The sequence below is a fragment of the Acinetobacter bouvetii DSM 14964 = CIP 107468 genome, assembly GCF_000368865.1.
Taxonomy (GTDB): Bacteria; Pseudomonadota; Gammaproteobacteria; order Pseudomonadales; family Moraxellaceae; genus Acinetobacter; species Acinetobacter bouvetii.
Genome location: NZ_KB849729.1, coordinates 26,940 through 39,571 on the forward strand (window position 1 = coordinate 26,940; position 12,632 = coordinate 39,571).

Here is a 12,632-nt window from a genome sequence, read left to right on the forward strand (position 1 = left end):
TGAGTAATGCTTTAAATGAATCAAAGGTCTTGATAAATATAGAACATTTTATTGAAGATGTTAGTGCCAGAAAAGGCACCACCAAATCCCAATGTTAGAATTTTAGAAATGCTAAAGCGTTAGCAAAGGAATATTTTAAATATGAGTAAACAATTTCAGCGAGATTTTGGAGTTTATTGCTGTCCACATATTTTTCATAAAGAAAAACCCGTTTTAGTCGTAGTTCGTGATGAAGATTGTGATTGGCAGTTTTTATGTGGTAATGATACTGATGATGAATGCCATTATGTTGGAGTGGGACACCTTTTAGATAGGGATACTTCTTTGGAAGCTTTGGTTAATCTTGAAAAGAATACAGGCGCAGAGCGTGATGATATTGAACAAGTTTGGAAATACTTTGATTTGGCGTAAGTGATATGTGTGATTTATAGAGCTCGTTGAGCTAGTACACAGCTAAAGATTCAAAGGATCTCCAACACCCTTGTGGAGTTCGGTTCCTGCTACCTTCAAATGAATAAGTTGATTAATTTTTGAATCCTTATAATTTTTTAATTTTATATTGTTAATGTGTTAATTTTTAATTTTAGATTCAGCAACTAATTTTCTTCAAATTGTAATTGTAAATCAGCTAATCATGAATCTAAAACGACGGATAAAATAAGCTTTAATAAATAACGGTTTTTTCTGAAAAAAAAGTTTGAAGATTTAATGTGTGACAGCATATGCGCTATTTAATCTAGGTTTTTGTTTTTTAAAAAAAAGGAGGTTATTAATTTTATTAATACAGAACACGTCACTAGATATTTAATTAGTCTTTTAGATACTTCTATTATAAATAAGTATTTTTTTAAGTATGTTTCAGCAAAATCTGAAATTGTGTAATTGCTCTTTTTATCAGTATAAGTAAATAATTACACCAATACCATTCCTATGTATTAGAAATTAAGTAGGAATGGAAAATGAATAATATCTTGAATGAGTCTAAAGTACTTATTGAAATTGAAAACTTTGTTGAAGAGATTGCTCTTGCAACAAAACAGCCGCGTAACTTTTACCACACCCTCACGGATCTTCTAATTCAATTTGATCAAATATATTCAGTTGATTTTGATTACTCTGCTTCGATTGGCGTTTTTATTGTGCTCGAACTAGATTTTGAAGCATACCTGAATGATTACGATGAGCTGTTTTATCAATTAAAGCAAAGCTCATTTAAACAATTGCAGCGCGATTTTAAAAGGTACTACCAAAGACAAAAGCGTCAGCTAAGAGATCATCGTTATAGTGAGTCTAAAAATACTGAGCAACTAGTGAAGCGAATGCAGCGTATCAGTGAAAGATATGCACGTATTTTGGTCGTTCGAGTTGATTTGGCTTACCCATTAAATTTTCAGGATCGAGTTAATATTCAAACATTCAATGATGATATGAGGGTGTTAAGAAGGCGCCTTCAGAATCAAGATACAATTTTCAAAGGTTTGATTGAATATGCATGGGCATTAGAACAGGGAGAAGAGAAGGGCTATCACTGTCATTTGCTGTTGGTTTATAAGGGCAGTGAACGTCGTAATGCTTATTGGCTGGCGAATCAGGTCGGCAAGTTGTGGTTAAGGATTACAAAAGATCAAGGCAGTTATTTTAATTGTCATGGCACTGCTTATCTCAAACAGTTCTCTGATCGCAAGCGTCTAGGCATTGGGATGATTCACCGTAACAATCCAGATGAGGTGAAGAATATGCTGGATACAGTGGCTTATCTGGTACGCCCTGAGAAGAAAGCACAGCATCTGAGAGTGAAAACTAAAAAATGCATGCGGACTTTCGGCTAATAGAAAATAATATAGGCATACATCATCCACATGAAAATCACTGTCGAGTGGTCAGATTGAAGGGCTTATGCAAATAGGCCCTTTTTTTATTTTTCATTGGAGGTGTCAACTATGTTAACGCATTGCCCATATTGTCAGTCTACTCACATTCATCGTGTCTTTGTTTCACATTCTAAACCGTCTGAATCTAGCCCGCACAGAGTATCCTTATTGAGTTCTCATGCGGGATTCGGTGGAATGGTCATAAAGCAGCTGTTCAAGGGCTGGCCTTTATCACCTTGGATCACGGGGCTGGCTGAGGCGCTGCTTAAAAGTGTTTATCTGTATTGGATTGAAACTCGGCAAAGCCATTTTGATTCAGGGATCGCGATAGCGTTTTACTGTGAACAGTGCCAGCAGTATTTTAAGCTTTAGCCATCTGGGTTGAATGCGCTGTTGAATAGGGATAAAAACCGACCCGTGGTGACCGGTTTTTTACGGTATTTGAATGATGGCTTAATCTTTGTCCGCATTAGAACACATACCGTTTATTTCCTTGGATAAGCACATATTTAAAAATGTGCTCAGGCTTGCATTCACTGATTATGACATTGAAGTGGCTTTTAGCAGAAACCGTCTCACCTTCCGGTCCCCAGCTGTCAAGTTCACAGGGCTGATTCAAAGCATCGAACAATTCTATTCGATCAATCTCAATATTATGCCTCGTTGGATTTTCGATTCTCAGCAAAGAGCCGTGATCACCATACTTTTCGACACTGTAGCCTAAGCTGAAGCTAGCAGCGGGATTTTTGCAATTGGTTGAAATGGTGCGGATGCTATCGCTATTACTTTTGCAGGAATACATTTTCTGTGTGATCGGTTTGGCTTGAATATTCAACGCACAGCAAGAAAGCGTCAATAAGGCAGTCAGCAGAACTGAAGGGTGCATGGCATAGATCTCGATATAGAGGTTTATTATAAGAGGAGTGTTTCATAGGGATTCAGCATTGCGCGCTTAAATAATTTAAGCGCGCAATGCTTATTGAAATGAGAAGGACACCCGATTTATTTTTTTGATGCTTTATTTGCAGCCTTGATTGGATGCTGCAGCATCTTGGGTAAATGAAAAGCCATTGATCGGCATGCTGGAAATCGTTTTGACATCATATGCATCAGCAGTGGTTTCAAGAACGATATTCAGTTTATTTTTCACAGCGGTCTTCGGCGTCATGGTATAGGTTGAGCCTTGCCGGCCTTCATCAAAGTTAAAGCAGGCGTGCTTAAATTTTCCCGTTGCGGTTCTGATGGTGTCTTTGCCTAGAGTAATGGTTTTTCCTTCAATATTTATCACGTGCTTACTCGGCGCATTATTGAGCTGATTGACGCTGAACTGAGTTAAGCCCTTAGGGCTGTAATTGGCGTAGATGCTCAAGTTGCCCACGGTCCAATTGCTGAACTGAGCTGTTCCTGATTCAGGCTTGCCAAATTTCTGAATCAGCGTCGAGCGGCTGTCATTCATGGTGACGGTTTTTCCATTAATGATCATGTGATCAGCAGCAAAAACAGAAGTTGTAAAAGTTGCCAGTAGTATAGCGATGATATGTTTATTCATGATGTTTCCTTATTTTAAAGTCATTTCATTATTTGGAACGTAAGGCGAGACTGCCAATAATCACTAACAGCAATAGGCCGCCGATGAACTTGCCCACTGAAGGGAACATGACAGCAGGCCAGATCACGCCTTGTCCGAGATGATAGGCAAATGATTTATAGCTGTATTGCCCCCAGAAGGATTGATACAGCGTGAAAAGCAGGCCAATGGTCAAATAGCCGCGAATGATCCAGGTTTTAATCGATGGATTCATTTATTTCCCCCAAAAGCGTATTGAGCGAGCAAGAAGAAAAGCCCGAACAGGATCATCATTCCAATGAAAGGCAGACCTAAAAAGCAGATCACTGCGATGATGCAGATAGTACCGGCAATAATCCTCATGGCTTATTCCTTCAGACACTGATAGGTGCTGCTGATCATTTCCCTGTGAAATTCTTCGGTTTGCTGAATGGTATGGAGGCTGTGTTCCAGTGCATCCGCTCCGAATTTTTTCTCAAGCTTGCTGTAGATGCATGTGCATGCAGCAGTGTCACCGCCACCGGCCTTGCACCCGCTGACAAATTGACGTTCAGATTTTCCCGCGCAGCCTGTGAGCAGGAGTACAGTCAGCGTGATGAAAGCAATTGATAAAGAGGTTTTCATTAATTCCCCCGAATTTATTGTTTTGGCTATTTTGAAATAGATGGATTTATACGCGTGATTGAATGAACAGACGAACGCAGGCCCTCCAATGAAGGTGGAAGTCTTTCGGTCAATTTAAGCGGATATGTAATCTATGAATTATGCCAAGGGCGAGGGAATGGCCCAGACAGGCTTTAGGGAAAATAATAAGGCGAGATAATGCTTAGTCATGGTGATGACTCCTTAGGTTTAAGAAGTTCTACCAATTACTGCTAAATAATGGTGGCAGAACGAAAAGGGGTTAGCAGACTGAACCTAAGAATCAGCACACCCGAAGGTGTCCCCCTCCCGTTCTACCGCAGAGGGAGCACGAGTACTCACGCCAAAAAAAGGGATTCTTTTAGCGCACTTAGGAAACGGTCTGCTAAAACCGACTGGCAATGTAGGCCAGCACCCAAATCATAATCGCAGAGATGGATCGGGTCAATTGCTGAGGATTGATTTGAATAAAAAATCAGGGGGATGAATTGAACAGGATTTAAATAAATTTCAGATATATAACATTTACATGAATCTTCATGCTGCTTTGCCGCTGCATGATTTACCCGTTTGGCCTGCGCCCCCTGCAGGCCTTTTTTATGCCGGATATTTAGATTGGCGAATCTTAAACATATTCATTGTTAAATAGGAAAACATTATGGCGCATCAACTTGAACAAATGGCCTATGTCGGCGAAACCCCTTGGCATGGCTTAGGCAACCAGCTAACCCAAAACCAGCCGATTGAAGTCTGGGCACAGCAGGCCGGGATGGACTGGCGCATTGAATCATCCAATGTCAGCTACATGGCGCAGAATCAGCGCGGGCAATGCATCATCATGCCGTATGAAGAACAGCGTGTACTGTACCGTTCTGATACCCATACACCTTTATCGGTGGTCAGTCAGCGTTATCAAGAAGTGCAACCGAAAGAGATTTTGGAGTTCTACCGAGATTTAACGGAGCAGTCAGGTTTTGAGCTGGAAACAGCTGGGGTATTGAAAGGCGGCAAGAAGTTCTGGGCTTTAGCCAGAACAGGGCAAAGCGCAGCACTCAAAGGCAAAGATGTCAGCAATGGCTATATGCTGCTGGCAACCGCTTGTGACGGCACACTGGCGACCACGGCGCAATTTACCAGTATCCGTGTAGTCTGCAACAATACCTTAGCCATTGCCTTGAAAGGACAGAACAGCAGTGCAGGTGTGGTCAAAGTGCCGCACAGTACCAAATTCGATGCACAAAAGATTAAACAGCAACTCGGTATTTCAGTACGTGCATGGGATGAACATATGTATGAAATGAAACAGCTCAGTCAACGTAAAGTCACACAGACTGAAGCAGCAGCGTATTTTGATGCAGTATTTAATAACACCAGCTTAAGTCCAATCGAGCAGGATGAAGGCATTATTCAGTTCTACCGTAATGTCGCTACACAAGCCACAAAAGCTGAAAACAAAACTGAACCGAATGGCCGCGCGATGTCGAAAGTCATGACCATGTTTAATGGGCATGGCCGTGGGGCAGAATTGAGTTCAGCTAAAGATACGGCTTATGGCTTGCTGTGCTCAATTACCGAGTTCTGCGACCATGAGCGCCGCGCCATGAGTCAGGATCACCGTCTGGATTCTGCATGGTTTGGGGCTGGTGCAGGGCTTAAGCAGCGAGGACTGGAGCAGGCCTTGCGTATGATTGCTTAAGCTTATTTTCAGATTAGAGATTTAAGATGACGGCATGGGATCAAGATGATTCCATCCTTCCTCTTTGATTCAGACACCTCTTTGCCGCATCTCCAGATGCGGCTTTTTTATGCCCGAAATTTAACAAAATCAGAGTAGGAAAATAAACATGAAATCAGCAATGACCATTTCTCAAACCAAAACGCAGCCGCAACAGCGTATACCGAAGCTATTTATGGCAAAACGCTTTGTTGATACCCGAAAACTCAGTCAGGCCGAATGGCTGGAAGTGCGCAGGCAAGGTATTGGCAGCAGTGACTGTGCTGCTGCCTGTGGGCTCAATCCCTATATGTCGATGCTGGAACTGTGGATGATTAAAACAGGGCGGATTAAACAATCGATTGAGGATGAAAGTGAAGGTCATGCACCTTTGTATTGGGGCAAGCAGTTAGAGCCACTCGTTGCCGAATACTACAGCATGCATACCAACCGAAAAGTCCGTCGAGTGAATGCTGTGCTGCAGCATCCTGATCCAGACAAGTCCTTCATGCTGGCGAACCTAGATTATTCAGTTGTAGGCAGTGAAGACGTTCAGGTGCTTGAATGCAAAACTGCAGGGGAGCATGGCGCCAAGCTGTGGCGGGACGGTGTGCCGCTATATGTGCTCTGTCAGGTGCAGCATCAGTTGGCGGTGACAGGCAAGCAAGCAGCCCATATTTGTGTGCTGATCTGCGGGCATGAAACCCGCATTTTTAAAGTGACCCGCAGTGAGTCGGTGATTCAGCATATTGTGAATGCCGAACGCTATTTCTGGGACTGTGTGGAAAAGGATACGCCACCTGAAGCGGATGCCAGTGAGTCGGCAGCCAAAGCTCTACAACTGCTTTATCCGGAACATGTACCACTCTCTACGACAGATCTATCTGAAAATGAACAAGCTAATCAACAGTTTGAACAACTAATCCGAGTACGCAATCAAGTTGAAAAGTATCAACAGCAATTTGAGCTAATCAAACACCAACTGCAAGGCCAGATGCAAGAGGCTGAGAGAGCGACCTTTAAAGCGGGTTCCGTGACATGGAAGAAATCGAAGAATTCGATCAGTTTAGACACGAAGGCTCTGCTTAAGTCACACCCTGAGTATCTGAATCAGTTTCCACAAAACAAGCAGGGTACACGGCGCTTCAATATTTATACCAATGATGATTGAAATAGATTTAGCCTAAGTGTAATTCACAAGTCGAACACCCAACCGGCAATCAAAAATCCCATGCCTAAGAACATGGGATTTTTTATGTCTATTTCATTTTAATTCAAACATGAACAGAGGAAACTATGATGATTAAAGGTTTAGCGATTACACCGCCAATACTCGGGCGGATCAGTATCGGTAAAGTCGTTGAAAAGAATGGCAAACGTATTCCTGAAAAAGATGATCAGTTCACCATTACCAGCCAAATCCAAAATAAAGAGGGCTGGGTCAAACACCCCTTAGATGAGCAACTACGAGCCAAAGCTCAAAATCAAAAACTTAGAAGCATTCCAGTACGCATGATTTTTAATGATCCTGAACTGAATCTACGTGCAGAGTACAGCTTATTCGATCGACAGACAGGACGCCCAGTTTGTATCGGCAATGGCGAAACGTGTCAGCGCTTAACCAATCAAGGCGTAGAGCAACATCCATGTCCATCACCTGATTTATGCTCATTGGCACAAGGAGGGCTATGTAAGCCTTATGGGCGTTTGTATGTGAATTTAGATGAGTCGGATGAGTTTGGTGCTTTCGTTTTTAGAACCACTGGTTTTAATAGTATTCGCACCTTAGCCGCACGACTCAGTTACTACCATGCTGCATCGAATGGCTTACTTTCATGCCTGCCTCTGCAACTCACACTGAGAGGCAAGAGCACCACACAAAGCTATCGTACGCCAGTCTATTACGTAGATCTGACTTTACGTGAAGGCATGCATTTACAAGAGGCGATTCAAACCGCAAAGGAAATTGATCAGAAAAGTAAGCTCTGTGGATTTAACCAAGTTGCTTTAGATCAGGCAGCTTTACAAGGCTATGTAAATTCGCAGTTTGAGGTGAATGTGGAGGAAGGCTTGGATTTGGTAGATGAGTTTTATACAGATGGGCTTGTTGAATCTGAACAAATGAAACCTGAGTCGAAACCCAAGGTTAAAGTAAAGTTCAATCAAGGGGATGGTTTTGTGCAGGATATTCAGCAAGGGTTGCAGGGGAGTGTGAGGGCAGTGAATTGAAGCTAATCGTAAAGAATCATTAGATTCTTTACGAGTTATACACTCGATTTATTTTTTTATCATATTTAGTATCAATAGCTTATAGAACTATCGTATTAAGTCTAAACTTTGTATTTATTCAAGCTAAATTTTTCAATACACCACATCTATCAACTGTGCATGAACCATCGCATGTCTTTCTTATATCTAATAATTGTTCAATTAGTTTTTGCTGATTTTTGATACTTTCTTGTACATCTACAATATGTGCGTCAATTAATTCATTTACTTCTGAACAGTTTTGGGTAGGTAAATCTTTATAAGAAAGCAATATTTTAATTTCATTAAGATTCATATTTAGAGAGCGGCAATTAACTATAAATTTTAATCGGTCGATATAAGCTTCGGAGTACATTCTATAGTTCCCCTCAGTTCTTTCAGGCTGAGGAATAAGACCCTCCTTCTCATAGAACCTAATAGTTAGTACTGAACAAGAAGTTTTCTCAGATAACTCACCTATTTTTAAAAACATTGAAATCAACCAAATCTAGCTTGACTCTATAGTAGCTATAGGGATTCTAATATGCAATAAGTGAAAATATGACTATAGGTACATCCATGAGTGGTTGCGGTTGTAATGAAAGTTCTTGTGACGATACTAAACCCAAACAAAATATATCTGAAACTGATTCTTGTAGTGGTACAGATTTAAAAACTGAAACAAATAAAAAGTCTTGTTGTGATAAAGGTATTGCTAGCGTGTCTAAAGAGCAGATCACTGTAGATGCTTGTGGTGGTAGTCAGCCTTGTTCAACAAAGGCTAAATCATGCTGTGGAACAGATACAAGTAATCAGCAACAAGACATACATAAAGAAATAGGCAAAGCAACTCTCATTAGCGATTACACCATTCCTAAAATGGATTGTTCCGCAGAGGAACAGATGGTCAGAATGTCTTTGTCCTCTTTAGAAAGCGTTAATAGTTTAATTTTTGACTTACCAAATCGAAATCTAAAAGTTTTGCATGAAGGCAATACAAATTTAATTACTTCAAAACTTGAAGCACTCGGTTTTGGAGCAAAGTTAAATTCAACTGAAACCTATATTGATAACAAAAGTTCGAAGCAGACCAGCACCTATATCATTCCTAAAATGGATTGTTCCGCAGAAGAACAAATGGTGCGAATGGCTTTAGCACCACTAAGTGAGGTCAAAGCCTTAGCTTTTGATCTTCCAAATAGAAAGTTACAGGTTTTCCATACCGATGGAATCTCAGAAATCACAACGAAACTTGAGGGTCTTGGTTTTGGAGCGAAGCTCGAAAGTACTGTTGAATCAACAGGAGTTTTACCTGACAGTCCTGATCCAACTAGACAAGCTAAAGTTCTCAAAATACTACTCGCAATTAACGCAGTGCTTTTTGTCATTGAGTTTATTAGTGGCATTATTGCCGCTTCCACAGGATTAATCGCCGACTCTCTGGATATGTTTGCTGATGCTGCCGTTTATGGCATTGCACTTTATGCAGTAGGTAAAGTAGCAAAATATCAAGTTAGAGCAGCTCACTTCGCTGGTTGGATTCAGCTCTTACTAGCTGTAATTGTTATTGTTGATGTCGTTAGACGTTTTATGTTTGGTAGTGAACCTGAATCTAATCTCATGATTATCATCGGCTTGTTTGCACTTGCCGCGAATGTCACTTGTTTATATCTCATATCTGGGCACAAAGATGGTGGTGCTCACATGAAGGCAAGTTGGATTTTCTCAGCGAATGATGTGATCGTTAATATGGGTGTAATTCTCGCAGGAGTACTCGTTGCTTGGACAGGCTCAGCTTACCCTGACCTGATTATTGGAATTATTGTTTCTTTATTCGTGCTGAATGGTGCTCGAAAGATTTTGGCCTTGAAGTAGGACTTTTATAATGAACTTATTTCAAGTGAAACCAAATCAGTTTGCAAAGATTGTTGATCTCAAAAAAAGGGATCAATACACCAACAAAGACCCTGTGCTTGAAAGACTTGAGTTACTGGGTTTTAGAGTTGGGGAATCTCTACAAGTTCTTGAAAAGGGGTTATTCGGTGGCGATCCAATCTTAGTTCAAATCGAAACATCACGCTTTGCCCTAAGAAAAAATGAAGCTGAACGAATTTTTGTAGAGATCATCAATGAACACTAAAAATATTGCACTCATTGGTAATCCCAATTGTGGTAAAACCTCACTTTTTAACACTCTTACTGGTACTCGACAAAAAGTTGCAAACTATGCGGGTGTGACTGTTGAACGTAAGGAAGGTTTCTTTAAGTTACCTTCAGGAGATTCCGTTCGAGTATTAGATTTGCCGGGGACTTATAGTTTAAAACCAAGTAGCTTGGATGAAGAAGTAACAAGAGCTGTTTGCTTCGGTGAGCTAAAAGGTGAAGTATTACCTGACATTTTTGTTTGTGTTGTTGATGCTACAAATCTTCACCTTCATTTAAGCCTAGTACTAGAGCTCAGAGCGTTAAATAGACCGATGTTACTCGTCTTGAATATGATGGATGAAGTAAAAAAACGTGGAATTTCAATTGACACCTCAAAACTATCACAACTTTTAGGAGTGCCTGTTGTTGAATCCGTCGCTGTGAAAACAAAAGGGATTCAGGAGCTATTAACGCAGTTAGATCAAAAAAATCTATTTGTTGCACCTTATTATTCTGAGCTAAATCATTTTGATCAGATTAAATACATTACTAAGCAAGTTATTTTAAAAAATGACAGTGGTGATAAACGAACTGCATTTTTAGACAAAATATTTTTACATCCTGTCTTTGGCCTACTAATTTTGACGCTGACCATGTTTGTCATGTTTCAGGCCGTTTTTATTTGGGCACAGCCTTTCATTGCTTTTATTGAAGACTCAATTACTTGGCTAAGTGGTGCAATTGGCCCCTTGATTTCGCATCCATTATTAAGAAGTTTGATTGTTGATGGTGTGATTGCGGGTGCAGGCAGTGTTCTAGCTTATATGCCCCAAATTCTTATCCTTTTCTTCTTTATTTTGATCTTAGAGGAATCGGGTTATTTGCCAAGAGCAGCCTTCTTATTAGACAAGCTTATGTCTAAAGCAGGGTTAAGCGGTCGTTCATTCATTCCATTACTTTCCAGTTTCGCTTGTGCTATTCCTGGAGTCATGGCAACAAGAAGTATTAGCTCTGAACGAGATCGTTTAGCAACGATTATGATTGCGCCATTAATGACATGTTCTGCTCGACTACCTGTATATGCTTTATTAATAGCCGCGTTCATTCCTAATAAGTTGGTTTATGGGTGGCTCAGCTTACAAGGTTTAGTCCTGTTCGGACTTTACATGTCAGGAATCATATCTGCGCTATTGGTTTCGTTATTTTTAAAGTTAGTTCGAAAAGATAAAACTGAAAGTATTTTTATTTTTGAATTACCAACTTACCGTTTACCAGATATTAGAAATGTTGCATTAGGCCTATATGACAGAGCAACAATTTTCTTAAAGCGAGTTGGTGGAATTATTGTCGCTTTATCAATTTTGTTATGGGTACTCGTAACATTTCCTCAGCCACCAGATAACGCCACAATGCCTGCAATTAATTACAGCCTAGCAGGGCAATTGGGGCATATCATTCACCCTATTTTTGCCCCAATCGGCTTTACATGGGAAATTTGTATTGCGCTCATTCCTGCAATGGCAGCCCGTGAAGTAATTATTGCTGCATTAGGTGTGATTTACGCTATGTCTGGGGATGAAGATACAGTCACACAAACTCTGCTCAGTCAAATTTCTGGGCCTGATGGATGGGGACTTGCAACAGGCTTATCACTCTTGGTTTGGTTTATTTTTGCACCTCATTGTCTTGCAACATTAGCAACAATCAAGCGTGAAACAGGTAGTTGGAAACAACCAATTATTATGGCTGCCTATTTGTTCTCACTCGCTTATTTTTTCTCTTTTGTTACGTATCAGATTGCTAGCCGCATATAGTTAAGTTGAATATCGAACAGCGGTGAAATTATCGCTGTTTGTATCTTCTTAATTAAAGTTAGAATTTTGAAGTAGAAGTTTTATTATGAAAACGGGTTTATTTGGAATTGCATATATATGTTTATTCGTATATAAGTATATATAACGATTCAATTGAGTTTGAGCAAATGTCTGCTACCCTAAACGTTAAAATTTATCACAATCCTGAATGTGGTACATCACGCAATACATTGGCGTTAATTCGTAATGCCAATATTGAACCTGAAGTCATTAACTACCTTGAAACACCACCATCTAAAAATGCACTGATTCAAATAATTGCGGATGCGGGTTTAACTGTGAGAGAAGCAATTCGAAAGAATGTTGATCCTTATTCTGATCTAGAGTTGGACCGTGAGGATTGGACGGATGAGCAGCTGCTTAACTTTATGCTTCAGTATCCAATTTTAATTAATCGTCCATTCGTGGTGACTGAACTAGGAACTCGTTTAAGTCGCCCGTCAGAACTGGTTTTAGAAATTCTGCCACTCCCACAAAAGGGTGCTTTTACTAAAGAAGACGGCGAACAAGTGCTAGATGCAAATGGGCAGCGATTGAAATAAAAATTTCATGGATATATGTGAATATTGATA

The 12,632-nt window shown here is 40.3% G+C and carries 14 protein-coding genes; 9 read left to right on the forward strand and 5 right to left on the reverse strand.

Annotated features, from left to right (window positions below; translation table 11 throughout):
- Positions 1-141: 141 nt before the first annotated feature.
- Together F941_RS13795 and F941_RS13800 are read left to right on the forward strand one after the other, a co-directional pair.
- Positions 142-411 (forward strand): hypothetical protein, encoded by a 270-nt coding sequence (locus F941_RS13795; protein ID WP_005012489.1) that lies wholly within the window; start codon positions 142-144, stop codon positions 409-411.
- A 548-nt stretch (positions 412-959) separates the two neighbouring features.
- Positions 960-1,829: a YagK/YfjJ domain-containing protein gene (locus F941_RS13800; RefSeq protein ID WP_005012490.1), complete on the forward strand. Its 870-nt coding sequence runs from the start codon at positions 960-962 to the stop codon at positions 1,827-1,829.
- Between the two features lie 511 nt (positions 1,830-2,340).
- Here the strand turns inward: F941_RS13800 and F941_RS13805 are convergent.
- From F941_RS13805 to F941_RS13820, 4 genes are all read right to left on the reverse strand, one after another.
- Positions 2,341-2,757: a hypothetical protein gene (locus F941_RS13805; RefSeq protein ID WP_005012497.1), complete on the reverse strand. Its 417-nt coding sequence runs from the start codon at positions 2,755-2,757 to the stop codon at positions 2,341-2,343.
- Positions 2,758-2,889: 132 nt separating this feature from the next.
- On the reverse strand, positions 2,890-3,420 hold the full coding sequence (locus F941_RS13810) for a hypothetical protein (protein ID WP_005012504.1): 531 nt from the start codon (positions 3,418-3,420) through the stop codon (positions 2,890-2,892).
- Positions 3,421-3,448: 28 nt separating this feature from the next.
- Positions 3,449-3,673, reverse strand: coding sequence for a hypothetical protein (locus F941_RS13815; protein ID WP_005012505.1), 225 nt, complete (start codon positions 3,671-3,673; stop codon positions 3,449-3,451).
- Positions 3,674-3,804: 131 nt separating this feature from the next.
- On the reverse strand, positions 3,805-4,062 hold the full coding sequence (locus F941_RS13820) for a hypothetical protein (protein WP_005012506.1): 258 nt from the start codon (positions 4,060-4,062) through the stop codon (positions 3,805-3,807).
- A 676-nt stretch (positions 4,063-4,738) separates the two neighbouring features.
- On the opposite strand from F941_RS13820, the gene F941_RS13825 reads away from it, so the two are divergent.
- From F941_RS13825 to F941_RS13835, 3 genes are all read left to right on the forward strand, one after another.
- Positions 4,739-5,776 (forward strand): DUF932 domain-containing protein, encoded by a 1,038-nt coding sequence (locus F941_RS13825; protein WP_005012507.1) that lies wholly within the window; start codon positions 4,739-4,741, stop codon positions 5,774-5,776.
- Between the two features lie 148 nt (positions 5,777-5,924).
- Positions 5,925-6,965, forward strand: coding sequence for a YqaJ viral recombinase family nuclease (locus tag F941_RS13830; RefSeq protein WP_005012508.1), 1,041 nt, complete (start codon positions 5,925-5,927; stop codon positions 6,963-6,965).
- 128 nt (positions 6,966-7,093) lie between these two features.
- Positions 7,094-8,023, forward strand: a complete 930-nt coding sequence (locus tag F941_RS13835) for a recombination directionality factor (RefSeq protein WP_018573145.1) — start codon at positions 7,094-7,096, stop codon at positions 8,021-8,023.
- Between the two features lie 118 nt (positions 8,024-8,141).
- Here the strand turns inward: F941_RS13835 and cadR are convergent, their stop codons facing one another.
- Positions 8,142-8,534 carry a Cd(II)/Pb(II)-responsive transcriptional regulator gene (cadR, locus tag F941_RS13840; RefSeq protein WP_018573144.1) on the reverse strand — a complete coding sequence of 131 codons (393 nt, stop codon included), beginning with the start codon at positions 8,532-8,534 and terminating at the stop codon, positions 8,142-8,144.
- Between the two features lie 86 nt (positions 8,535-8,620).
- Here cadR and F941_RS13845 point away from each other — a divergent pair, with 86 nt between their 5' ends.
- From F941_RS13845 to arsC, 4 genes are all read left to right on the forward strand, one after another.
- Complete coding sequence (locus tag F941_RS13845) at positions 8,621-9,916, forward strand: cation efflux transmembrane domain-containing protein (RefSeq protein WP_005012516.1); 1,296 nt, start codon at positions 8,621-8,623, stop codon at positions 9,914-9,916.
- A gap of 10 nt (positions 9,917-9,926) precedes the next feature.
- Positions 9,927-10,181, forward strand: coding sequence for a FeoA family protein (locus tag F941_RS13850; protein ID WP_005012519.1), 255 nt, complete (start codon positions 9,927-9,929; stop codon positions 10,179-10,181).
- Positions 10,171-12,000 carry a ferrous iron transporter B gene (gene feoB / locus F941_RS13855; protein WP_005012521.1) on the forward strand — a complete coding sequence of 610 codons (1,830 nt, stop codon included), beginning with the start codon at positions 10,171-10,173 and terminating at the stop codon, positions 11,998-12,000. The genes F941_RS13850 and feoB overlap by 11 nt, the downstream gene beginning before the upstream one ends.
- A 167-nt stretch (positions 12,001-12,167) precedes the next feature.
- On the forward strand, positions 12,168-12,602 hold the full coding sequence (arsC, locus tag F941_RS13860; RefSeq protein ID WP_005012522.1) for an arsenate reductase (glutaredoxin): 435 nt from the start codon (positions 12,168-12,170) through the stop codon (positions 12,600-12,602).
- Positions 12,603-12,632: the final 30 nt, after the last annotated feature.

What these genes read in the sequence shown, in the direction of transcription:
- F941_RS13795 (WP_005012489.1), top strand. Translation starts at nt 142, where the DNA reads ATGAGTAAACAATTTCAGCGAGATTTTGGAGTTTATTGCTGTCCACAT.
- F941_RS13800 (WP_005012490.1), top strand. Translation starts at nt 960, where the DNA reads ATGAATAATATCTTGAATGAGTCTAAAGTACTTATTGAAATTGAAAAC.
- F941_RS13805 (WP_005012497.1), bottom strand. Translation starts at nt 2,757, where the DNA reads ATGCACCCTTCAGTTCTGCTGACTGCCTTATTGACGCTTTCTTGCTGT.
- F941_RS13810 (WP_005012504.1), bottom strand. Translation starts at nt 3,420, where the DNA reads ATGAATAAACATATCATCGCTATACTACTGGCAACTTTTACAACTTCT.
- F941_RS13815 (WP_005012505.1), bottom strand. Translation starts at nt 3,673, where the DNA reads ATGAATCCATCGATTAAAACCTGGATCATTCGCGGCTATTTGACCATT.
- F941_RS13820 (WP_005012506.1), bottom strand. Translation starts at nt 4,062, where the DNA reads ATGAAAACCTCTTTATCAATTGCTTTCATCACGCTGACTGTACTCCTG.
- F941_RS13825 (WP_005012507.1), top strand. Translation starts at nt 4,739, where the DNA reads ATGGCGCATCAACTTGAACAAATGGCCTATGTCGGCGAAACCCCTTGG.
- F941_RS13830 (WP_005012508.1), top strand. Translation starts at nt 5,925, where the DNA reads ATGAAATCAGCAATGACCATTTCTCAAACCAAAACGCAGCCGCAACAG.
- F941_RS13835 (WP_018573145.1), top strand. Translation starts at nt 7,094, where the DNA reads ATGATTAAAGGTTTAGCGATTACACCGCCAATACTCGGGCGGATCAGT.
- cadR (WP_018573144.1), bottom strand. Translation starts at nt 8,534, where the DNA reads ATGTTTTTAAAAATAGGTGAGTTATCTGAGAAAACTTCTTGTTCAGTA.
- F941_RS13845 (WP_005012516.1), top strand. Translation starts at nt 8,621, where the DNA reads ATGAGTGGTTGCGGTTGTAATGAAAGTTCTTGTGACGATACTAAACCC.
- F941_RS13850 (WP_005012519.1), top strand. Translation starts at nt 9,927, where the DNA reads ATGAACTTATTTCAAGTGAAACCAAATCAGTTTGCAAAGATTGTTGAT.
- feoB (WP_005012521.1), top strand. Translation starts at nt 10,171, where the DNA reads ATGAACACTAAAAATATTGCACTCATTGGTAATCCCAATTGTGGTAAA.
- arsC (WP_005012522.1), top strand. Translation starts at nt 12,168, where the DNA reads ATGTCTGCTACCCTAAACGTTAAAATTTATCACAATCCTGAATGTGGT.